Source organism: Scopulibacillus daqui (assembly GCF_016908855.1).
Classification (GTDB): domain Bacteria; phylum Bacillota; class Bacilli; order Bacillales; family Sporolactobacillaceae; genus Scopulibacillus_A; species Scopulibacillus_A daqui.
This window is the reverse complement of the sequence record NZ_JAFBER010000020.1, coordinates 17,044-40,031: the sequence shown is the minus strand read 5'-3', so window position 1 is coordinate 40,031 and position 22,988 is coordinate 17,044. Positions and strand designations below refer to the sequence as shown.

Sequence of the window (22,988 nt, the reverse complement as noted above, 5' to 3'; positions counted from 1 at the left end):
ACCTGAACAGATAGAGAGATTAAGTATCCAAACTCTTCTCCCTCTTATCTGTCAAGCCTCAGCTTGCAGGAATTGGCACCTTACCCGCACTTAGCATGCTGCATGATTGCAGCTGAGTGCCGGGTGGGTTGCCGGGTTTCATCGGGCCAGTCCCTCCACCTCTCTTGATAAGAGATATTTCATTCTTTTAATTCTATTCTATATATTTAGTATATTATCACTAGGTCTTTATTCTGTCAATGAGAAAATAATCACCTTTTGCCCGGGACAACACCCAAATCATTGACATAGACGGTATATCATTTAAATAATGGAACAGCGCGGCGCTTCTTGCTTATGTCCTTCAATGGTTTATTATTCTTAAAAAGTGAAACAAAATCTTCCATGATGGCGCTTGCTGTCGGAAAAGCCCCGGCTCCCGGCCCGCTTAAAACTAAATCATCCGCAAGATCGGTTTTAATTCTGACAGCATTATTCACCCCTTCAACCGCATAAAGCGGGTGATCCTTTTTGATCCTTACTGGCTCAATACTGGCTTTAATACTTCCATTAGACGACCGTGACAGAGTAGCCATTAATTTGATTTTTTCTTGGGATTCAATAGCAGCATTGATATCTTCTAAAGTGACTTGATCGATCCCTTTTCGGACAACATCGTTCCAATCCGGCTGTCTATGATAAATCAGCTCGCTAAGAATCATTGTTTTATAAAATGTATCCCATCCTAAAATATCATTGGAAGGATCAGCTTCCGCATAACCTAGACGCTGGGCTTCAGCTAGAGATTGTTCAAATGATTGCTTATTATTTCTCATCGCCGTTAAAATAAAATTAGACGTCCCATTCAATATCGCTTCAAGCTTTTGAATACGGTTTACTTTAAGATAATTTTTAATTATGTACAGTATCGGAATACTCCCTGCAACAGAAGCTTCAAAAATGAGTTCCGTTTGATGACGATCTGCAGTGTTCATTAATTCACTGCCCTTTTTAGCCAAGAGTTCTTTGTTTGCTGTAATGACAGGTATCTTTCTTTCCAGGCATTTTCTTAAATAGCCATAGACAGGCTCGCAGCCGCCGACCGCTTCAATAACGGCATCAATTGGATATTTGAATATATCATTAAAATCAGTTGTTATTTCAACGTCTCCACTTATGCTTCTGTTTTTACAAGAATCCTTAATTAAAATGACAGGTATCCTGACAGACTCGCCAGCCGCTTGCCGTAATTCTTCTTGATGACTAACCACTGTTTCGTAAACCCCTTGACCAACCGTTCCTAATCCGAGTAAAGCAACATTAACTGTCATCTTACCACTCCTAAGTCTATTTGGTTTTTGGGTATAAAAAAAACCCTCCGATAAGAGGGGTTATCACCGCTCTTATCTTTCAGGAGCACAGTGCTCCTGCAGGAATTAGCACCTTTCCCTGCACTCAAAAACGTCAGCTGTCTTGAGTGCAGGGAGGTTGCCGGGCTTCATCGGGCCTTTCCCTCCGCCTCTCTGGATAAGAGAAAACTTTATTCAAATTTATAATTGTCAGTCAATAAAACATTATAGTTATAGTATCACTCAAATACATGAGTGTCAACATAAAATTGCCGCTCCATAAGCGTTTAAACCAATTCACCATTGCATAAGTTCTTGCAGCGGCAAAACGGGAATGAAAACGCATACATAAATATTTTCTAATTAGACATATGTAATCGGTAAAGTTATACTTTCCTATAGAAGATTTTTAGAAAAATTGCCTGCGAAAGGGGTATGAAATTGAAAGCGCCAGACTTTGAACTCATCAATTTGCAAACACAAGAAACGGTTAATCTGTCTCATTATAAAGGCAAACCCGTTATGATTACTTTTTGGGTATCTTGGTGCTCTGATTGTCAGAAAGATTTGCCTAAAAAAGTCGAGTTTTATCAATCACTAAATAAAGATGAACTCGTTTTCCTAACTATTAATGTAACGGGACGTGAAGGAAATGAAACAGACGGTCAGCGTTTTGCCCGTGAATATAAACTTCCTTTCCCGGTGCTTTTAGATGAAGGAACAAAAACCTACGATGCCTATCATTGTCATAGTGTGCCAACAACGGTTATTATTGACCGCCATCAACAGATCACGCATTCCTTCGATGACAAATCGTCCTTTTACGATATTATAAAAGCTTTAAGTTTGGTCGTATAGCGGCCTGGAATCACCCTTTGTCAATAAAAACAGGGATTCTAATGCAAGCAAGTGGCGCCCGGGGCCATCTACTCTTAAGCGCCCTTCCTTTTCTAGGGTCATTAATCTTTCCTTCCCATTGATAAGAGCCTTGATTTGTTCTTCCTCCCCGGAAATATATACATCAATTTGATTAGGCCGTTCATTTAACAAAGAACAATCGCCGTCTTTAAATGATATCCAGACAGTGTCTTTTGTATCATTTAACTGCAAAGTAAAATGTCTATTTTTATATAATGGCTGCAGTACAGGTTTTTGTAACAAAACTTGAACGAAGCTTTCAGATGTTTCTTTTAACATCATCTTTCACCTCTTCATAAAGTCCGCGATTCGCGATAATGCAATCTTTTTCCGCTGTTTTTATTAGGCTGGCGAGCCGAGCGGCTTCATGATATCGATTTAATCTTGATTTTCTGCCGATGGCCTATCCGCCTTGTTATTCTGGACTTTCTCCCTGTCTGAGGGGGAATCGGCATGACTGATAGTCTGTAAATCCTCAGTTCTTTTCGTTTGCTGCTGTTTTGTTTTTGCGGAAGAATGAGCCCTCTCTTCACCATGTCTATCGCTGTTGTTCGATCTATTCTTCTGTTCTTCAGCCGGCTTTATTTGCTTATATGCAGATGTGCGGGTTCCTTCAGATTGATCATTTTGATTAGTGATATGAACTTCAGATGGTGAAGTTTTGCCATTCTCAGACCGGCTTTCTTTATCAGTCACAGATCTTGTTTGAATAGAATGATTAATATAATTGCTGCTTGAATCTGTATTCGGCTGAGTGTAGGCCTCCATATCTTTGACCGATAATTTTTTGGCTTGATCAATGGTCAAGTCCTTTTTATATTTAGAAGCATCTAAGTAAACAAGGTATTTCCCGGTTGATAATCCTCGCTTTTTAGCCTTATTGTGCATTTTAAGCGTTGTCGGCCGCACTTCACAATGACCCAAGTTTTTTTGAAAAGTTTCCTGATTAGACAACCTGTCAACGGCTTGATCTATTTGTTTGGCGAAATCTTCACGATTATTTTTGCTAATATGATTTGTAAGCGCTGTTGTGATTAAAACCTCCGGTCGGTCTTTAAAATATCCCTTATGCGCAAGCTTGCTGGCCATTTTTAACACAAACGTTTCGAGAGGCATTTTAAAATACTGTTTAGGGTCATGCAAAACAGCTCTTGCATCATCATTTAATGGTTTAACAGAAAGTACATGCAACTTTCTATTAACGCTGACTTCAATGCTTGGGTTAATATCCAAACTTACGTAAGCAGCCACAGCTTTATTTTTTATCATGCCGTTGATAAAAAGTAAGATACATATAATAGAAAAGCAAGCTGCCAGAGTAGGAAGCCAAATTTTCATATAAAAAGGAAGCGGACGGGAAAGATCATTTTCAAGGATAGCTTCTCCAACATCCACATCAGCTGTCCTTTTTAATTTAATAGTTTCAAAGGCGCCATCGTTTGTTAACAAAACACCGCGACGCCCTTCTTTTGACATTAGTATCCCTCGACTCACCTACTCCCTCCTTCCTGCTACGGGGTTTCCGGCTCTATATAAGACTGCAGCGCACTGAACCCTCCGATGTATATAAGCGCAACTGCTATTATATACTTTCGGTTCCTTTCAATCGTTTTACGACTGCATGACACAAATTGAAGAAGATCTTTAATCGGCAATTGCTTTTTCACTTTAAGATGCTGGGCCATTTCAGGATTTTCAGCAAGCGTTTTGGCTACACGTTTGGCGTTCTCTCGAGCATCTACATGTTTTGGGCAATTTTTGCTTAATACATTAAAAGTGATCCCATATTCTAATAGTAATTGTTTATAAACTTCGATCTGCTCGAGCCTTTCCTCGACTTTACATTGTTCTTCATAATAATCTATTGCAGCCCGCTGCTGAATATAGCTTTCTTCCTGCTGCCCTTCTTCGTCTACTTCTGTTTGGTTTAAGTAAATCGTTTTGGTCTGCCTTGCTTCCTTCCTAATGTAGTCAATGATTCTCCTTCTTATAACCATATCGGCAAAGGTCAAAAACTTGCTGCCTTGTCCGCTTTGGTATTGATCCATAGCTTCATTAAAGCCGATTAATCCTATACTGTATTCATCCATTGTATGATCGATGAATCTATTGCACACTTTTGAAACAACTTTTTTTATAAAGGGTTGATAAGAATCTATAATAACGTTTCTAAGTTTCTCGTTGCCTTGTTGAATTTCATAAATTCTATCCTCAAGGGTAAATGCATCATTTGATTTTGATGCTGCGGGTTGTAATTTTTGGGCTTTCACGATCTCACCTCTCACTTTTGAAAGTCATCTTTTTTAGCGGTCATTTATCATTAACGTCCAACGTATCTTTTAATTGAAAAAAATAAATATAACTTAACCAATTTTAGTATAGATAAAAAAAGTTAGTTTCATAGAAAATGTGTAAAAATCTTTAAAAGTTTGTCCGCACTGTCAAAGAAAACGGACAGCCCTAAAAAGGCCCCGTTATCTTTTATACCATTCTTTAACCGCTTATGAATATACATTTTATTAACAATAGAAGAACTTTCACTTAACAATTGTAATCTTCAACCCAATATTTTCTATAAAAATGAGAGGTGTTGTGTCGCCTTCCAAACATCACCATTTCAAATGATGATAAAGCTTGGTTACTGATTCAAATGCATAAACTTGCAACTTTTTTGAATTGTTTTTAATAATGGCCAAACACGGCACACTTTTTACTTTTAACTTAGCAACTGTTTCGGGCCATTCGGATACTCGGCATTTATATACCGGAAAATCGGGTTCTGCTGCTTCGATCGCAATGTTTAACATTTGTTCAGCCAGCTGGCATGTACCGCAAAACGGGCTGACAAAAAATAGTCCGGCGTCTTGTTCGTTTTTTGCAAAAAAATCGGATTCAGATATTTCTTTCATCTCATCACCAAAGCCGCTTTTATATTCCATTCCTAAACTGCTTGGAACTAATAGAGCCTGCTAGATTATCTAACAGGCATTATAAACTCATTCAATTTGATGCTTGTCCTAAAGAACCTTATTCCTCACTAATCATTTTCTCGTAAGCATCTGCATCCATCAATTTTTCAATTTCTGATTCGTCGCTTGGCTCAACGACAATCATCCATGCTTTTTCATATGGAGATTCATTGACAAACTCAGGAGAATCGTCTAAATCTTCGTTAACTTCCAAAACTTTGCCGCTGATCGGCGCATATAACTCAGATACAGTCTTAACAGATTCTACACTGCCAAACGGCTCATCTGCTTCAACTTCGTCGCCGGCCTCAGGGAGTTCAACAAACACAATGTCTCCAAGTTCATCTTGAGCAAAATCGGTAATGCCAATGCGCACTTTGCCGTCTTCAACTTTGACCCATTCATGTTCCTCTGAATATTTCAATTCCTTAGGTATATTCATTGATAATCCCTCCAAAGTAATAACAATTATAATCTACATATTTAATCTTATTAAAAAATAAAGTTATCAGCAAGCCTTATTTGTTTCCCCAAACATCATGAAACATTTCTTCGTTGAATCCAACCGTTACATATTCATTATCGGTTATAATCGGCCTTTTTATAAGCTTTCCGTCTGAGGCCAGCCAATTGAGCAGCTCATCTTCATTTGCAGTTTTAATTTTATCTTTTAAGCCGAGCTGTCTATATCTTTGCCCGCTGGTGTTGAAAAATTTGCGCAACGGAAGGCCGCTTTTTTTATGAAATTCAGCAAGTTCAGCTTTTGTTGGCGGCGCTTCAACAATATGTATTTCTTTATACTTCAGGTTATGTTCATCAAGCCATTTTTTCGCTTTACGGCAAGTTCCGCAAGTAGGATAACTATAAACCGTTAACATTTTCAAAAACCTCCAATGCTTTCGTCATAAAGGATGCTTAAAAAGTCCGGACAATATCGAAGCCGTTCAAGATGCCATGCTCGTTCCTTTCTAACAAGCATCCCCATACTAGACTAGAATTTAAGATCTATATGATTCCCTTATTTTATTTATCCTCTCAATTTCTTTGACAAGATCTTGATCTGCCTCGATAAGAATAAGCATTAAAGCTAAAAGTTCATATGTTAAATCAGCGCCGCCAATTTCCAATTCCCGAAAATTCACGCCATCTTTCGTACGCTCAATTTCCAAAACGCTGCCATGTACGCCAGACGAAAGCTTAACATATTGGCGACCGGCACGCTCAATTAATGAAACGGTATAATCCTCCATCTGAATTTCATTAATAATTTTTTCCATATAATGGCCTCCTTCTTGCATTTTAATATACTTTCGACAATCATCAAAAGTATAAGACTCTTTCGGTGCGAGGCTGACTCGAAAATGCTGGATAAGCTCACTTTAAAAATAAGGCTGCTTAACTTATCGGCATTTGCCTTCCAGACCGCCTGCATGGCTGGCTTTCATGCGCCTCGGCAAGTTTTCTTTATATTATATCAAAAAAGTCTGTCTCTTAGTATGAAAAAAAGCTCTCCAAAAAAATTGGAGAGCCCCATAAGGAATACGTTTATAGAAGGTTTTCGGAAAAATTATACGGTAAACTGTTCTTCCTTAATTAAGGTTTTGGCAATTGAACGCTTCTTTTCAACCAAATTGCTTGGCGTATAACGGGTTAACTTTCTCAAAACAGATAACATCATGCGGAGCTTATCCCCTTCTTCCACCATTAATAAAGATTCTTTCGCCAATTTCTCGATGTCATCAAAGGCTTCTTGGCAAAAAACTTCTGTCATCAGCAGCTTTTGTTTGGACTGATCGACGCCAGTATTGCGTATAGATTTTTCAGTGCGAACAATAACAGATTCCATGGCATAAATGTTGCTTACAATGTCAGCTACATTTGCCAATATCTCTTGCTCGCCTTCCAGTTTTTTGCCGAACTTTTGCGCGCCTAATCCTGCAACCATTAGGAAAATCTTCTTCGCATGGTTTAACAAATATTTTTCTTTTTCAAGCGGTTCATCCCCTGGTTCTTCAGGCATTAACATCATTAATTCCTCTTGCAGGGTTTGAGCTTTTTCAAAAAGCGGCAATTCGCCTTTCATTGCTTTTTTAAGCAATGTTGACGGAACAATCAATCTATTGATTTCGTTTGTGCCTTCAAAGATTCGATTGATGCGGGAGTCACGGTACATTCTTTCAACTTCATATTCCTGCATATAACCGTAACCGCCATGAATCTGTACAGCTTCATCAACGGCATAGTCCAGCGCTTCTGATGCAAACACTTTATTTAGCGAGCATTCTAGTGCATATTCAGCAATGGATTCAGCCATCTTCTTACCGTCATTCGCTTCTTCATCGGACAATTGATCCAGCCGGTCACGGAACAGTCCAACAGTACGGTAGACCGAGCTTTCAGTTGCATATGTTTTAACCGCCATATTCGCAAGTTTATTCTGAATAAGCGTAAAGTTAGAAATCGGTTGTTTGAACTGTTCCCGTTCATTGGCATAACGAACAGCTAACTCCAAGGCGCGCTTGCATGCGCCAATGCATCCAACCGCTAATTTATAACGGCCGATGTTTAAAATGTTAAAGGCGATAATATGGCCTCTGCCGGGCTCACCTAAAAGGTTTTCCTTCGGTACTGGTACGTCCTCTAATATTAATGTCCGGGTTGACGAAGCTTTAATCCCCATTTTATGTTCCTCGGCACCTGTTGAAACTCCCGGATAATCTTTTTCTACAATAAATGCCGAAAAGTCTTTTCCGTCAATTTTGGCATAAACAACAAACACATCGGCAAAACCGGAGTTTGTGATCCATTGCTTTTCGCCATTTAAAATATAGTGCGTGCCTTCATCATTTAACCTTGCTGTTGTTTTGGCGCCGCGGGCATCCGATCCTGAGCCCGGTTCAGTAAGCGCATAAGCTGCAAACTTGTTGCCATTAGCGAGATCCGGCAAGTATTTCTGCTTCTGTTCTTCCGTTCCAAATAAAACGATTGGCAGCGAGCCAATGCCGACATGAGCGCCATAGCTCAATGAAAAAGAATTGGCTAAAGAGAATTTTTCCGTAATTAATGAAGTGCTAATTTTGTCAAGGCCTAATCCGCCGTATGCTTCAGGAACATCACCTCCAAGCAAACCTAAGTCCCCTGCTTTTTTCAGCAGTTTTTTTGTCAATTCCAAATCTTTGTTTTCCAGTTCTTCAACGTGAGGAAGAACTTCCTTTTTTATATAATCTTCAGTTGTTTTCGCTATCATTTTATGTTCTTCAGAAAAGTCTTCAGGTGTAAATAATTGTTCAGGGGAAAGAGCATCAATGAGAAAGGCACCGCCCTTTAAGACTTCACTCGTTTTTGACATATTGTTTTCCTCCTTAAATTAATCATTAATTAGTTCAAAAACGCCTGCGGCTCCCATGCCGCCGCCGACACACATAGTCACTAAGCCAAATTGAGCATTCCGCCTCCGCATTTCATGAATGCATGTAAGCGTTAATTTAGTGCCTGTGCAGCCAAGCGGATGTCCCAGTGCAATGGCCCCGCCGTTGATATTGACAATTTCTTCATCTAAATTAAGCGACCGGATCACTTGAACAGCTTGAGAGGCAAAAGCTTCATTAAGTTCAATGACCCCTATATCGCTTAAAGTTAGACCGGCCATTTTAAGCGCTTTAGGAACAGCTTCAATCGGACCGATTCCCATGACTTCCGGACGCACACCCGCAACTGCAAAAGAGCGGAATTTCGCCAATGGCTTTAACCCTTCGCTCTTAGCCTTTTCTCTGTTCATGACCAATACAGCAGCCGCTCCGTCGCTTGTTTGCGAAGAATTTCCCGCTGTAACCGAACCTTTGCGATCGAAAACGGGTCTTAGCTTTGAGAGGGCTTCCATCGTTGTATCCCTTCGCACACCTTCGTCTTGCTTTACGGCAATGGTTTTTTCTTGCACTTGGTTGTTTTCATCGACCCAGCGATTAACGACTTCCACAGGGACGATTTCTTCATCAAACTTGCCTTCGTCTTGTGCTCTCGCTGCCCGTTCATGACTTCTCATGGCAAATGCGTCTTGTTCTTCCCTTGACACACCGTATTTTTGTGCCACCTGTTCCGCAGTTTGCCCCATTCCCATATAATATTCCGGCGCGTCTTCTACTAATTTGCGGTTTGGCTTGATTAAATGGCCGCCCATAGGGATAAGAGACATCGTCTCCGCTCCGCCGGCAATAACAGCATTCGCCCTGCCCACCATAATGCTTTCAGCTGCGTTTGCGATACTTTGAAGCCCTGAAGAACAATAGCGGTTAATAGTTATCGCCGGGGTTTGTTCTGATATACCGGAAAGCGCGCCGATCATCCTCGCCATATTTAATCCTTGTTCAGCTTCCGGAATTGAGCAGCCGATGATTAAGTCATCAATTTCCCCTTCATAACCCGAACGCCTTAACGTTTCTTTCACGGCAACAGCGCCGAGGTCATCAGGACGCATATGCCGAAAACTGCCTTTATTCGCTTTGCCTACCGGTGTTCTGGCACCTGAGACAATCACTGCTTCATTCATTTTTTTCTCTCCTTTCTATGAATACATGTTGCGGACTTTTTATATTTCAGGTCATTTGCCGCCTTTTGAGGCTATTAGCACACTTTCTTTAGTTTCTGAGCGGTTTTCCTTTCAGAAGCATATGCTGCATACGCTGTTGAGTTTTGGCTTCGCCTATAAGGCTCAAAAACGTCTCGCGCTCAAGGTCAAGCAAGTATTGTTCTTCTACTTCTGTTCCTTGAGGCAGCAGTCCGCCTGAAAGCACTTTAGCCAGCTTTTCAGCAATTTTCAGATCGTGTTCTGAAGCATATCCCGACATTGCCATTGACTTTGCCCCCATTAGCATGGCTGCATAACCCGCTTCGCCTGAAACAGGAATTTTCTTTTTAGCCGGCGGCTGATAACCGCTTTCATAAAGGCGAATGACTTTTTGTTTTGCATCATACAATAGGTGGTCATTATTAACACTAATACCATCCGATCGGCGGATAAAACCGTTTTCAACAGCTTCATTTGCGGATGATGATACAGCTGCTGTTGAAATGAGTTTAAACACTTGATTGGAAACTGCCGTTAAATCGACAGGAACGTCTTTTGGCAATTGCTCAAGATGCCTGATATACAACTCCTTGTTGCCGCCGCCGCCTGGGATAAGACCAACGCCGACTTCAACAAGCCCCATATAGGTTTCCATTGATGCCTGCTGAGCGCTTGTATGCAGGCAAACTTCAGTCCCGCCGCCCAAAGTCATATTAAACGGGGCCGAAACAATCGGTTTCCTGGCATATTTCATAAACATCATCGTTTGCTGAAATTTTTTCGCAACATTTTCAAGTTCAAAGAAATCGTCATCCTGAGCCGCCATGAGCATAATGGCAATGTTAGCCCCTACACAAAAATGGCTGCTCTGATTGCCAATAACAAGACCTTTATAATTTTTTTCCACTTCTTCAACCGATTTATGGATCATTTCTAAAATGTCCAACCCTATGGCGTTGTTCGGCGAATGGAATTCTAGACAGCAAACGTCATCGCCTATATCTATTAAGCTGGCGCCTGAATTTTTCTTAATGACACGTTCTTCTTTTTTTAGTAGATTTAAGTTAATATGCTTTTTCGAGCAAGGGATGGGAACGTACTGTCCTTCATGATAATAGGATGGAACGCCGTCGACATCTTTATAGAAAGAAGTAAAGCCTTTCGCAAGCATGAGTTCCACCCAATCAGGAACCGTATCGCCTTCTTTCCAAATGCGTTCTATTGACGCTTCAAGTCCAATGGCATCCCATGTTTCAAATGGACCGTATTTCCATCCGAATCCCCATTTCATGGCCAAGTCTATGTCACGGATGTTATCAGCGATTTCATAAGCTTTTTCAGCAGCGTACAGCAGCGTTTGTTTCAGCGTCGACCAAAGAATTTCTCCGGCCCGGTCATCCGCAAATGCGAGCGCTTTAATTTTTTCTTTGGTTGACTTAAGCTGTTTAGCCTTTTCTATAGATGGTGCTTTTAATTTTTCGCGAGGCTCATAGTCCATCGTTTCTGGGTTTAATTGAAAGATTTCCTTGCCCTGTTTTAAATAGAAGCCTTGCCCTGTTTTGGCGCCAAGCCATCCCCGCTCAAGCATGCTGTTGACAAAATCAGGTATCTCAAAAGCCCGTTTCTCGTTTTCTTCCTCAACATGCTGCCTGACATTTTTTGCTACATCAACAAAAATATCAAGTCCAACGACATCTAAAGTTCGAAATGTCGCGCTTTTAGCCCTGCCGATAAGCGGGCCGGTAACTGAATCAATTTCTCCTATGCTATAGCCTTTCTCAAGCATTGTGTTAATAGTTATTTGGGTCCCGTATGTTCCGATTCGGTTCGCTATAAAGTTAGGTGTGTCTTTAGCTGTAACGACACCTTTGCCAAGTCTTTCTTCACCGAATGTTTTCATAAATTCTGTTACTTTTTCATCTGTATCTTTTGTTGGAATAATCTCTAGAAGTTTTAAGTAGCGTGGAGGATTGAAAAAATGCGTGCCAAGGAAATGCCGTTTAAAATCATCTGAACAATCTTCAGCCATTGCTTGAATAGAGATCCCGGATGTATTCGAACTGACGATTGCCCCTTTTTTGCGGTAACGGTCAACTTGTTCGAAAACTTGCTTTTTGATATCCAAATTTTCAACAACGACCTCAATAATCCAATCTGCTTCTGATAATCTTTCCATATCATCTGCCATATTTCCAGGAGTGATGAATTGAATATTATCTTTTACAGTTAATGGTGAAGGCTTTTGCTTTAAAAGTCTTTTAACACCCTGAGTACTGATGCGATTTTTAACCGCTTTATCATTAAGGGTAAGTCCTTTTTTCTTTTCTTCCTCTGTCAATTTTTTAGGAACAATGTCTAGCAGCAAAGTCGGTATACCTACATTGGCCAAGTGAGCAGCGATGGCAGCTCCCATTGTACCAGATCCTAATACAGCGGCTTTTTCAATTTTATACATTTATGTACCTCCTTTTATATGTTTTGAATGAATACTCATTCATTTTATTACTAGAATTATCCGCCTATATTAAATATAAAACATTTATAAAAAATTCTCAATATTATTTTAAAAGTTCACAATGTGTATTTTTTTAAAACAGTTGGTGACATTAAGAAAGAGGAGGTATCAAGTATGAATCAACAGCAACAACAGCAGCAAAATCAAAACGTTATGGCTCAGCCGCCTTCCGTTATTACAACAAAAGATCATCTCTACTTACAGGATATGCTGTCTTGGAATTTAAATGTCGTTAAAAAGTTTAATTTCTTTGCCCAACAGTGCCAAGATACTGAAGTTAAGCAAGCCATCAATCAAGCCTGCCAAATGCATCAAAATCATTATCGCACCCTTTTAAACCATATTCAGCGGCATATTCAAAATAACACAAATCCAAGCACTGGAGGGATGCAATAATGCAGCAAAGCAATAAAATCCAAAACCCTTCCACGCAAACACCTAAGACTCCGCAAATGAACGACCGGGATTTTTTAAACGATTGCTTGGCAACCGAAAAATATTTAACAGCATCATACAGTATGGCGCTTCATGAAATGAGCCACCAAGGCCTTTACCAAGACCTTTCAAGAATTTTCAACGAAACTGAAGAGTGCCAGCGCCAAATGTTCAATTTAATGTTTAAAAAAGGCTGGTACGCCATGGATGCCGAACAAGGGCAAACACTTCAGCAAACTTACCAGCAATTCTCGCAATATGAAACTGAGCAATTCCCAAATCAAGGTACCGTTCAGTAAATTTTTATAAGAAACCTGGCGGCCTTTGAAAAGCTATTTGGCTGCGACTATTTGGAAGATGATCTCTGTAATTGAACAGAGGTCATCCTTTTTAAATGCCATTGATATCTGCGGTTATTGCCATATGTCATATATATGTACCCGTCAGTTCCATAATAAAACCGGCATAAAGCCGGTTTTCTGCATTTATTGGTTATATTGCGGTTCTTCTTGTTGAATTTCTTGAAGTCGCGGTTCAAGCTGATCACAAATCATTTTTGTTTGTTGAGCAGCATTTTGGTAAAGTTGCTTGGCTTGTTGATTGTCTGTTCCTAAAGCAAATGTTTCTAAGCTGGCTTGAGCACTCTTTAAGCTTGCTAAAGTTTGTTTAACTTGGTTAATGACAGTCATTTAGATGCCCTCCTTTTTTTATTCCGAAAAAAATAGTTCATCTGTTTCAAGAAAGCTTTCTTGGATCAATCGGTGAACCACTCCGACTGTTATAGATTATGTCATTTGCTTCTTGTTATGCGGCTCTCCAGATGACTTTTTTTGGAAAGCAAATACAGCTGTAAACCATCATATATAAAAGCTTTATGCCTAAAATAAAAACGTATCCGGAATCGGAAACATGCCCGGTTTTTGCCCCGGGCATGCATGAATAAAAACATTTAATTAAAATTTATGGTTCCGATAAAGCAATTCCAAATCTGTCTAAAAGACGGTCCAGTGATGCCCGGCTGTACCCTTCCGTTTCAATAGAATAAGCTAAAAGATCGCCGTCTGGCGTCTTAACATATCCTGACAAAGCACGCTGCATTGGCATTGAACCCGTAATCCCCCGCAAGCGATGTTCGGCACTCGTGCCGCGCATCCAGTTGTGCAATAAACCCTTTTCACCCGCTTCAGGCAATGAACGATAAAAGCTTTCAAACGTTGATTGATGTGTTTGGGCAGCAAGCAGAGAAACCAATTGTTCAGCGGAAACTTGGTTGTATCCGGACAATCCTGAACCATCCATCATATCAAATGGAGATAAAATGCCGAGATTCTTTAAATGATCATGAACCGCATCAATGCCGTTTTCGAATGTTCCTTTTTTGTCTTTTTCAAGTCCTAATGTTTTTAATATCATTTCTGCACAAAAATCATTATTATAATGGTTCATATAGCTGATGATATGTGACAATGGCGGAGAATGATAAGTTTTTAAAAGTTTAATGCCATCATGTACTTTACCGGCTTTTATTTGAGTATCCGACAGTAAGCGCACGCCTTTTTCTTTTAACTGATCACGCAATAGATAACCGGTATAAAGATAAGGTTTTTCTACAGTGACACTTGTATGACCGCCGTTATCATTTGCCGGCAGGCTTCCTGTGATACGAATAATATTTTTGCCGCGGCCGCGCTGAATTTTCAGATTGCTTTTCGAGTTCTTCTTGCCGGTTACTGCTTTATTTATCACGCTTACATAGCCAGCTGCTGGTATCTGCTTTAATCGAATCGGCATGCCTGGCTTTTTTCCTGGACTATAGTCAAACCGCACCGTCCCTTGATTGACGGATAATGCCGAAATTTGCGGTTCAAAAGGTTTGCTTTCATTATCCCATGTCCAGCCGGGTGCATATATCTCATCTGTAAAAGCGCTTGTATCAACAAGAATATTTCCTTTGATGCGATGAATCCCCGACTTTTTAATATCAGATGCCATACGTTCTAAGGTCGGCCCATTCAGTGGATTTAAGGAACCTTTCACAGATATCGTTGGGTCGCCGTAACCTTTTATAATCAGATCACCATTTAACAGTCCGTTATGAATCTTTCCGGCTGTATAAATGTTTGTACGAAAACGGTAATCCGGGCCGAGTTTTGTCAAAGCGGCAGATGCCGTTAATAATTTTGTGTTCGACCCGGGCGTTAATAATCCTTGGGCGTTGTTTTCATATAGCATTTTGCCGCGTTTCGTTGAATAGACCATCGCCCCTTTTATAACCCTGCGATACTTTTTGTCATTTAAGATCGGATCTAATTTTTTTGAGAGCGGATATTTCCTTTGATCAGGTATTTGTCCCGGATCCGGCAAATCAGGATACTTAGCCATAGCCACCGCCATCTTATCTTGAAGCGCCTGTGCATATTTGCTCTTATATACACCGCCTGTCATGATAGAAAAGGCCAGCCTTTCCCCATTTTTGCTCTTTACAAAACCGACCAGAGAATTAACGCCGTTCATGCTGCCTGTCTTCGCTTTGATATTCCCTTCCGCAGGGGTGTCTTTCAGACGCTTTTTCAAAGTGCCGTCAACACCTGCCACTGGAAGATAGGATATAAAGCGTTGACGGTAAGGCTTATTATCAATTCCCTTTAATAATTGAATAAAGTGATCTGGTGAAATGACATTTAAACGGGATAAGCCTGATCCGTCCTTTTGGACAAACCCGCTGTCAACCCCTAGAGTGCCTTGGACATAATCTTTTATGACGCTAAGTCCGGCCTTTGTGCTCCCTTCATGCCGAAATCCAGCGCCTAATTGTTTTGTTAACATTTCGGCTATAAAATTATCGCTGTCTTTATCTTGTTTCTTTAAGATTTGATCAAGCGGCGGAGAATAAACTTTGGCCATTAATTTTCCATGCTTATCGATTTTTCCTTGCTTAATTTGCGGTGTATGCTGAAATGAAATGCCGCAATGTTTTAGTTGATCATAAAAAACGCTCCCTGTATAATGCGCCGGATCTTGAATTGACATTCCTTCTTCATAATAATGATGGCCATTGTGTTCATCACCCTTGTAGTCTTTTCCAATTGAGCCTTTGATAAGGATTTCATTCTTTAACCTTTTACGGGTTATGGTTAAATCTTCATCCTTTCCCGATACCGTTTCGGCATGGTTTATAACTTTAACATATTCAGGCAAAGGCTTAATTAAAATCCTTGGTTTATGGCTGAGCTCGGACGGCTCCACCATAACATTGACTGTGCTTTCATTCACTGACAGCGCCCCAATTGGCGCGGCATAATCGTACGGCTCATCATCCCACATCCAATTAACTCCTAAGCGCTTATTATCAAAATAACTATCATCTACAACAAGCCGGCCCTTTACGCGGCGCACACCCTTATCTTTTAGGGATTTGGCTAATGCTGCTAACTTTTTTACAGTTAAAACGGGGTCTCCATAACCTTTAAGTTCAATATCCCCATTTAAAACACCTGAGGAAGAGAGCTTCCCGCTCATATAGACTTTTGTAGGGAACCTTTTATCCTTAGACCATGAACCGCTCGCCGCTGCCGTTACCAGCAATTTCAAAACAGATGCCGGCACAAAAGTCTTATCTTCTTGATAGGAGGCCAGCGTCTTATGCCGATCCAAAGAATATACTTCATAGCCGACATTCATGCCTTTGGCATCAGTTTCAGAATGCAAATCTTCAACATAATGGCGGAGGGTATCCGCCAAAACTTTATCCGAACCTTGGGTTTCCCGGGCACCTGCCGGAGAAGCAAATCCTATAAGCAAAAGGACTGAAAGAAATAAAGATAAGACCCTATAATATGTAAAAATGACTTCTAAACCTCCTTTTTATATTTTGTCTTCTCAGCATCCCTTACAGTGATTGCCCAACTGCATCTATAATGCGCCTTCACCTTGAACACCATGACGTCTCACTAAAAAAAACGCAGTCATCCCAATCGTATGATGGCACCGGAAAAGAATGACCCTAAATAGCCGAAAAGCTTTCTTGGGGTAAATGAATCGTACAGGATATAACATGCAAAATTAAAACGTCTCTTTCCTTCGGCATATTGCAACATCGATAGCTTCCCGCATTCAGAATGTTTTAATTCTTAACAAACAAAAAAATCCATTTGGCCGTGATCAAAATAAAAAAATCAGAGCAGGCGCAGCATGAGGTTTTTCCATAAAAATACACTTTAGTTTTTAATCCCTTTATCTTTCAATATATTCTTTTAACACTTTCACATGATTATGCATTTCATCTTTTGCAGCGTAAACTAGCGTCACAACGCCATTTTCCAGCCGTTCTTTAACTTGTTCGACAGCCTTTTGCTTTTCTGGTTCTGTTTCTAATTCCTCGATATATCGCGCTTTAAAAGCTGCAAATTTATCCTTATCATGTGCAAACCATTTTCTTAGATCGGGACTTGGCGCAATATCTTTTAACCATAAATCAATATGAGCGCTCTCCTTTTTCACACCTCTGGGCCATAATCGGTCAACTAATATCCGAAAGCCGTCTTCAGCCTCAGCCTTTTCAAAAATCCTTTTCATTTTTAACTCAGACACTATAAACGCTCCTCCTTATTTTCTCTACTCATATTCTGCCCGCAAATGGACTTTTTCTGCCGAATAATGATTTACTTATTCTATCAAACTGGTAATTTCCAGCAATAATAAAATAACCCTTACACATCTCCTATCATCTCGAAGGCTATAAAGTGAAGGAGGGAATCAATCTTATGAAAAAAATATTAGGCATCGTCCTTACAAGTTTATTGGCACTGCCGCTTTTTGCTGTACATCATGCCGATGCGGCTGGACATGAACATCGTCAATCCGCTCAAACAAACTCGCACTCTATCCATCATTATAATAAAGATAAGAGCAAGAACAATGATCAAACAAAACCAGCCGCAACTGATCAAAATAATAAAGCAGCTGGAAACGATCAGAACGCTGGCCAAACTGGCTCAAGCAAAAGCCAACTTAATGCTTTTGAACAAAAAGTGGTAGAACTCACAAACCAAGAGCGTCAAAAGAAAGGCCTTAAACCATTAAAGGCGGATAACCAATTAGCAAAAATGGCTCGTGACAAATCACAAGACATGGCTGACAAAGGTTATTTCGACCACCAATCGCCAACATACGGTTCTCCATTCGATATGATGAAGACTTACGGCATTAAATATACGGCGGCTGGAGAAAACATTGCCGCAGGACAGCAAACGCCTCAAGATGTTGTGAATTCTTGGATGAAGAGTCCAGGACATAGAGCCAACATACTTAATAAGGACTACACATACATCGGTGTCGGCTATGTTAAAGGCGGTTCTTACGGTTCGTATTGGACTCAAGAATTCATTAAGAAGTAAAAAAAGTCTCCAAAAAATAAAGCAAGCGGTGAAAAACAGTCGTTTTTCACCGCTTGCTTTTATATTTTTTAATGATTTCATCTGCTGCTTCTTGCAGTTTCCCTTAGGGGTTCTAGTTTGAATCAGAATACATATTAGAACGCAAACGGATGAACCGATAGAGATGTGTAACGATAACTTTCAGAACCGCATAGCCAGGAACAGCCAAGATAATGCCAACTATCCCAAAAAGATTCCCAGCCGTTAAAATGACGAAAATAACAGTAATAGGATGGATGTGCAAGCTTCTGCCCATAATTTGAGGCGAAATGACTTTGCCCTCAAGTAAATGAACCACTACCCAAACGATAGCTAATTTGAGAATCATTAAAGGTGAAGTAACAATAGCCAATACAGCAGCCGGCAAAATTGCAATAAAAGGGCCCAAATAAGGAACGACATTGGTCACCATAGCAATTACGGCGAGCAACAAGGCATAGTTCAAGCCAATAATTGAGTAGCCAATAAATAATAAAATGCCAACACAAACGGCAACAAAAATCTGCCCCCGAATATAAGCGCTTAATGCATGACTCATGTCACTTAAGATTTTCTTTGCTTCTTGATGTGTTTGATTCGGCAAGAAATTAACGATATAATCCGGCAGTTTTTTACCGTCCTTCAACAAATAAAAGAGAAGGAAAGGCAAGACAATAATTGATAGTATAACCTCAGTGATCGTGCCGACAAATGTCACGATTCCTTTGGAAAAACTAGCGGCATATTTACTCAAGTATTCTGATATATCTTTAGTTATTTTACTGATGTCAGTATTTAATGATGAGCCGGCCTTATGAATAATTTTGCTCTGTGTAACTTTATGAATAATCCCTTGTATTTCATGACTGAGGTAGGGAATACTTTTTATTAAACTTTGAATTTGCTCTTTCAATGGCGGTATCACCGATCCAATGATAAACGCAATAATACCGATGATAGCGATATACAGCAATAGAATAGATAAGATTCTCGGAATTCTCAGTTTCTCTAAAAAGTCAATGATAGGATTAAATAAGTAGAAACAGACCCCTGCCAATAATACCGGCAAGAAAACCGTTTCTATGAAAATGATAACCGGCTTTAAAATAAAGGTAATCTCTGATAAAGAGAAGATCGTTATACTGATAATAAAGATGATTATTGTATAAACAACGAACTTATTATTTAAAATTTTCTCTTTAAAAACCGTCCTTTTTGAATTCTTGAACTCCAAATCTATCACTCCTTCACTTAAGGACATAGATGCTTATTTTTTATACAGTCATCATACCATAATGACTTTAATTGGAAACCTCTTTAGATTCATTTTTCATAGCATCGCTTTTTGTCAGCCTTTAATAGAGACTTTATGTCCGATAAGATTATTATATTTGAAATGAATTTAAAAAGGAGCACCCATTTTTAATAGGATGCTCCTTTTTAAATTTAGTGTTTATTTTGTAAATTTATCTTTTAGTTCACCTGCTTTTTCTTGAATTTTTCCTTTAACTTTATCTTTTTCACCTTCAGCGGCTTTTTGTTCATCATTAATTAAATCTCCCCAAGCTTTTTTCGCTTCACCTTTAACTTGATTGGCTTTACCTTTTAATTTATCATTGCTCATCGAAATTCCTCCTTTATTTGGTTATTTTTCTTTACCCGTACAAAAAGATCGTTAAACATTAAAACAATATAGATAAATGCACTTATCAAGCCTGGATAACCGAATTTCGTGATCGGTCAATCCCTTTTTTTCAAGCGATCCATTTCCTCTTTGTGCTTTATTTTTAAAGCCTCAATCTTATTAACGATATTTTTCATTTCTTTAGCTGTCTTAACCCTCTTTAATTTATGCCTCAAAGACTTTAGTTTCATTTGATGCTTGAGTATGTTTTGACTGACATGACTAGAAATATGTTTCATCTTAAATGCTTTCCTTTCCGATATTAGCGTTGTAAGCTTTTCTTCTGAGAAGGGATATCGAGCTCTCCTTATTTAATATCATGTCCACTCCCTATATCAATGACAGTAAAAAATCGAGAACTGTAATGTTCCCGATTTTTATACTTACTAATCTTCAGCTTTTCTCGGTTTTTCTTCCTTTTCAACCGGCCTTGATTCATCAATATGAGGACGTTGATATCTATTGTCAACAGTCCCGCCGGCCAGCCCTTCATCGATCATCCGGTCAACATCAAAGTTATATGACTTCTTTTTTCCACTGTCATTGTTTTTATTCTGTTCAGTCAATGTCATATCACTCCTTTACTTTCCTCATACCCGTTCAGCAGCATATTCTAAACTTCAAATATTCCTAATTGTCCTTTTAATTAATCTTTTGTATCAGTGTACATATCAGAATGCAAGCGGATAAACCGATAGAGATGGACAGCAATGACTTTCAGAACAGCATAACCAGGGACAGCCAAGATCAACCCGCCAATGCCAAAGAGATTTCCAGCCGTTAAAATAACGAATATAACAGTAATTGGATGAATATGCAGGCTTTTGCCCATAATTTGAGGTGAAATCACTTTGCCTTCGAGCAGCTGGACAACGACCCAAACAACGGCTAATTTCAAAATCATAAAAGGAGAGGTGACAATGGCTATGATAATGGCCGGCGAAATGGCTATGATAGGTCCCAAATAAGGAACAACATTAGTCACCATAGCAATCACTGCGAGTAATAATGCGTAATTTAAGCCAATCATTGAATAGCCGATAAACAGCAGCATCCCTACACAAACAGCAACAAAAATTTGGCCGCGTATATAAGCGCTTACCGCATGATTCATATCTCTTAAAATTTCCCTGGCCTCATGGCGTATTTTATTCGGTAAATGCATAACGATATAATCAGGTAATCGCTTGCCGTCTTTCAAAAGATAAAAAAGCAAGAAAGGCAAGACGGCGATCGATAATACAACTTCAGTGACCGTGCCGACAACATTCATGATGCCTTTCGATAAACTTGCAGCGTACCGGCTGATGTAACCCGTCAAATCCTTAGTTATCTTACTGATATCGCCATTTAATGCGTCCCCTGCTTTATCTGCAATTTTGCTTTGCGTCAATTGATGGATCATGCTTTGAATGTCATGGCTTAATTGAGGAAGATTGGAAATGAGACTTTGAATTTGTTCTCTTAACAGCGGAATAACAGATGTAACGATAAGCGCAATGATATCAATGATCAAGATATACAAAGCAAGAATAGATATCATCCTTGCGATGCCTCTTCTCTCTAAAAAATCGATTAACGGATTAAATAAATAAAAACAGACACCAGCTAATAAAATAGGCAAGGCAACCGTTTCTATAAAAATCAACAACGGCTTTAAAATAAAACTAATCTTTGCCAGAGAAAACATCGTCAAACTGATGATAAAAACAATGATCGTATAAACGACAAATTGATTATTTAATATTTTTTCCTTAAAAATTGTCGTCTTCGCGTTTTTCGATTTCAAATCTATCCTCCTCGCTTTGCAAAACGCTGACATTTCAATATTGCTCCGATATAAGCAGATAAAATATTAACCTTGTCATATCATATTCTAAAATCATAGATTTATGATTTTAGACTTCTATCTTTAGGTGAAAAAATTGAGGAGGAAGATGATTTCTAATAGCTGAGCATTGATATCCGGTTCAAGCAGATTCACATGTTAGGAATAAAAGCATCATCTCAGGACAAAAAAAGACACCGCAGTCAAACGGCGATGTCAATAAAGATCAGTCTTTCTTATATAATTAATATTTTGCAGCGTTTCTTTAATCTGCCGCAAATCATTTTCAGAAAAAACCGGCGCATGATTAAGCTGGTTCCTGATAAATCCGCATAGATCCTTTTTGTTTGTCAATCGGTAGGTGTCCCCGTCATTTGATAAATCTAAGACACCTTGTTTGTAAGCTTCATCTTTGACAGATTCGTAACTAAAATAGACGATAGGCGTTACATAAATTTTATGATCCAAACGCTCCGACAAATACTGACCAAGGACTTGAGCGGAGCGTTTGGCTTGTTTGGCCGGATCTCCATAAGATTTGATCTGTACTGTCGGTATTTCAGCATCATCGTCTGTACCTTGTACAAATACAAGCGTTTGATCATCATGACTATCTTTTGCACCCATCATATCATTAATAAATGAAAACATTCCCGCATTATGTTTATTTAACCCATGGATAACCTTTCCTCGCCAACATTTTGTTTCCACAACAAATAAGCCGGCAGGCAGCAAAATAAGGTGATCCATTTGACGGGTTTTTGTTATACCATCTTTATCCGTATATGGAATAAATAAATTAGGCAAAATAACCATCTCAGAAGAAGCCAAATGGCCTTCTTTCATTAATTGCTGTTTTAGCTCTTCAAGAATCCGATGCGTTTCAATTTCACTAGCATTCTTCGAATACATCTGCAAATCTATCACATGCTGCTGCAGTGCATCTATTGATCGATTTAATTCATTAACCTGCTGATAATAAGCATCCTCCATCTCTTGAAGCTTTTGCTGATAATCAAAATCTTTCTGTTCTTGCTGGGTTTCAAATAAGCTTTGAGTCGCTGCTATTTCAGTTTTGTGCTTCTTAATCAGCCGCGCTTCGGTTTCTTGCATCTTTTTTCTTAGATTATATATATACCAAACGCTCGCACCAAGAGCTATTATCAATAAAATCATAATGAAAATGCTCATTGTTATTCCCCTTTCTATAAACTCATTCGTTATAGGAAGAAAGCTTGTGACTACGGTAAGATGTTACCATTGTTTGCGACTCAGCGCCATTCCTAAATGTCAATTAAGGAAATAACTCATTATATATCTAATGTTTCAATAC

General features: G+C 39.3%; 23 protein-coding genes and 2 riboswitches. Of the genes, 4 read left to right on the top strand and 19 right to left on the bottom strand.

Features of this window, described 5'->3' with window-relative positions:
- Nucleotides 1–41: 41 nt before the first annotated feature.
- Nucleotides 42–174: riboswitch (SAM riboswitch) on the bottom strand.
- Between the two features lie 125 nt (nt 175–299).
- On the bottom strand, nt 300–1,310 hold the full coding sequence (locus JOD45_RS12845; protein WP_205004302.1) for a homoserine dehydrogenase: 1,011 nt from the start codon (nt 1,308–1,310) through the stop codon (nt 300–302).
- Between the two features lie 69 nt (nt 1,311–1,379).
- Nucleotides 1,380–1,513: riboswitch (SAM riboswitch) on the bottom strand.
- A gap of 250 nt (nt 1,514–1,763) precedes the next feature.
- On the opposite strand from JOD45_RS12845, the gene JOD45_RS12840 reads away from it, so the two are divergent.
- Nucleotides 1,764–2,186: a TlpA disulfide reductase family protein gene (locus JOD45_RS12840; RefSeq protein WP_205004301.1), complete on the top strand. Its 423-nt coding sequence runs from the start codon at nt 1,764–1,766 to the stop codon at nt 2,184–2,186.
- Here JOD45_RS12840 and JOD45_RS12835 read toward each other — a convergent pair.
- The 10 genes from JOD45_RS12835 to JOD45_RS12790 form a co-directional block, all read right to left on the bottom strand.
- On the bottom strand, nt 2,169–2,525 hold the full coding sequence (locus tag JOD45_RS12835) for an SCP2 sterol-binding domain-containing protein (protein WP_205004300.1): 357 nt from the start codon (nt 2,523–2,525) through the stop codon (nt 2,169–2,171). The genes JOD45_RS12840 and JOD45_RS12835 overlap by 18 nt on opposite strands.
- A 99-nt stretch (nt 2,526–2,624) precedes the next feature.
- Nucleotides 2,625–3,740, bottom strand: coding sequence for an anti-sigma factor domain-containing protein (locus JOD45_RS12830; protein ID WP_205004299.1), 1,116 nt, complete (start codon nt 3,738–3,740; stop codon nt 2,625–2,627).
- A 17-nt stretch (nt 3,741–3,757) separates the two neighbouring features.
- Nucleotides 3,758–4,516, bottom strand: coding sequence for an RNA polymerase sigma-I factor (gene sigI / locus JOD45_RS12825; RefSeq protein WP_205004298.1), 759 nt, complete (start codon nt 4,514–4,516; stop codon nt 3,758–3,760).
- Nucleotides 4,517–4,855: 339 nt separating this feature from the next.
- Nucleotides 4,856–5,185, bottom strand: a complete 330-nt coding sequence (locus tag JOD45_RS12820; RefSeq protein ID WP_205004297.1) for a thioredoxin family protein — start codon at nt 5,183–5,185, stop codon at nt 4,856–4,858.
- An 88-nt stretch (nt 5,186–5,273) separates the two neighbouring features.
- Complete coding sequence (gene gcvH / locus JOD45_RS12815) at nt 5,274–5,657, bottom strand: glycine cleavage system protein GcvH (protein ID WP_205004296.1); 384 nt, start codon at nt 5,655–5,657, stop codon at nt 5,274–5,276.
- Nucleotides 5,658–5,733: 76 nt separating this feature from the next.
- The gene (locus tag JOD45_RS12810) at nt 5,734–6,093 is read right to left on the bottom strand and encodes an arsenate reductase family protein (protein ID WP_205004295.1); all 360 of its coding nucleotides are present in this window, start codon (nt 6,091–6,093) and stop codon (nt 5,734–5,736) included.
- A gap of 120 nt (nt 6,094–6,213) precedes the next feature.
- Nucleotides 6,214–6,492: a hypothetical protein gene (locus JOD45_RS12805; RefSeq protein WP_205004294.1), complete on the bottom strand. Its 279-nt coding sequence runs from the start codon at nt 6,490–6,492 to the stop codon at nt 6,214–6,216.
- A gap of 290 nt (nt 6,493–6,782) precedes the next feature.
- Nucleotides 6,783–8,564 carry an acyl-CoA dehydrogenase family protein gene (locus JOD45_RS12800; protein WP_205004293.1) on the bottom strand — a complete coding sequence of 594 codons (1,782 nt, stop codon included), beginning with the start codon at nt 8,562–8,564 and terminating at the stop codon, nt 6,783–6,785.
- Between the two features lie 18 nt (nt 8,565–8,582).
- A complete protein-coding gene (locus tag JOD45_RS12795; protein ID WP_205004292.1) occupies nt 8,583–9,761 on the bottom strand; it encodes an acetyl-CoA C-acetyltransferase in 1,179 nt (392 codons plus the stop codon).
- An 88-nt stretch (nt 9,762–9,849) separates the two neighbouring features.
- Nucleotides 9,850–12,234, bottom strand: coding sequence for a 3-hydroxyacyl-CoA dehydrogenase/enoyl-CoA hydratase family protein (locus JOD45_RS12790; protein WP_205004291.1), 2,385 nt, complete (start codon nt 12,232–12,234; stop codon nt 9,850–9,852).
- A 174-nt stretch (nt 12,235–12,408) separates the two neighbouring features.
- Here JOD45_RS12790 and JOD45_RS12785 point away from each other — a divergent pair, with 174 nt between their 5' ends.
- Together JOD45_RS12785 and JOD45_RS12780 are read left to right on the top strand one after the other, a co-directional pair.
- The gene (locus JOD45_RS12785; protein ID WP_205004290.1) at nt 12,409–12,690 is read left to right on the top strand and encodes a hypothetical protein; all 282 of its coding nucleotides are present in this window, start codon (nt 12,409–12,411) and stop codon (nt 12,688–12,690) included.
- The gene (locus tag JOD45_RS12780) at nt 12,690–13,028 is read left to right on the top strand and encodes a spore coat protein (protein WP_205004289.1); all 339 of its coding nucleotides are present in this window, start codon (nt 12,690–12,692) and stop codon (nt 13,026–13,028) included. The genes JOD45_RS12785 and JOD45_RS12780 overlap by 1 nt, the downstream gene beginning before the upstream one ends.
- 186 nt (nt 13,029–13,214) lie before the next feature.
- On the opposite strand, the gene JOD45_RS12775 is transcribed toward JOD45_RS12780, so the two are convergent.
- The 3 genes from JOD45_RS12775 to JOD45_RS12765 all read right to left on the bottom strand — a co-directional run bounded on the left by JOD45_RS12775 (nt 13,215) and on the right by JOD45_RS12765 (nt 17,319).
- On the bottom strand, nt 13,215–13,418 hold the full coding sequence (locus tag JOD45_RS12775) for a DUF1657 domain-containing protein (RefSeq protein ID WP_205004288.1): 204 nt from the start codon (nt 13,416–13,418) through the stop codon (nt 13,215–13,217).
- Nucleotides 13,419–13,689: 271 nt separating this feature from the next.
- Nucleotides 13,690–16,530: a D-alanyl-D-alanine carboxypeptidase/D-alanyl-D-alanine endopeptidase gene (dacB, locus tag JOD45_RS12770; RefSeq protein WP_205004287.1), complete on the bottom strand. Its 2,841-nt coding sequence runs from the start codon at nt 16,528–16,530 to the stop codon at nt 13,690–13,692.
- A 432-nt stretch (nt 16,531–16,962) separates the two neighbouring features.
- Entirely contained in the window at nt 16,963–17,319 is a 357-nt protein-coding gene (locus tag JOD45_RS12765; protein WP_338056097.1) for a DUF488 domain-containing protein, read from the bottom strand.
- Nucleotides 17,320–17,492: 173 nt separating this feature from the next.
- Between JOD45_RS12765 and JOD45_RS12760 the strand changes: the two genes are divergently transcribed.
- Nucleotides 17,493–18,125, top strand: coding sequence for a CAP domain-containing protein (locus JOD45_RS12760; RefSeq protein ID WP_205004286.1), 633 nt, complete (start codon nt 17,493–17,495; stop codon nt 18,123–18,125).
- Nucleotides 18,126–18,237: 112 nt separating this feature from the next.
- Here JOD45_RS12760 and JOD45_RS12755 read toward each other — a convergent pair whose 3' ends face one another.
- From JOD45_RS12755 to JOD45_RS12735, 5 genes are all read right to left on the bottom strand, one after another.
- On the bottom strand, nt 18,238–19,377 hold the full coding sequence (locus JOD45_RS12755) for an AI-2E family transporter (RefSeq protein WP_239549271.1): 1,140 nt from the start codon (nt 19,375–19,377) through the stop codon (nt 18,238–18,240).
- A 219-nt stretch (nt 19,378–19,596) separates the two neighbouring features.
- Nucleotides 19,597–19,767, bottom strand: a complete 171-nt coding sequence (locus JOD45_RS12750; protein ID WP_205004284.1) for a CsbD family protein — start codon at nt 19,765–19,767, stop codon at nt 19,597–19,599.
- 446 nt (nt 19,768–20,213) lie between these two features.
- On the bottom strand, nt 20,214–20,393 hold the full coding sequence (locus JOD45_RS12745) for a hypothetical protein (protein ID WP_239549270.1): 180 nt from the start codon (nt 20,391–20,393) through the stop codon (nt 20,214–20,216).
- 80 nt (nt 20,394–20,473) lie between these two features.
- The gene (locus JOD45_RS12740; protein WP_239549269.1) at nt 20,474–21,616 is read right to left on the bottom strand and encodes an AI-2E family transporter; all 1,143 of its coding nucleotides are present in this window, start codon (nt 21,614–21,616) and stop codon (nt 20,474–20,476) included.
- A 255-nt stretch (nt 21,617–21,871) separates the two neighbouring features.
- Complete coding sequence (locus tag JOD45_RS12735) at nt 21,872–22,846, bottom strand: nuclease-related domain-containing protein (protein WP_205004281.1); 975 nt, start codon at nt 22,844–22,846, stop codon at nt 21,872–21,874.
- Nucleotides 22,847–22,988 lie beyond the last annotated feature (142 nt).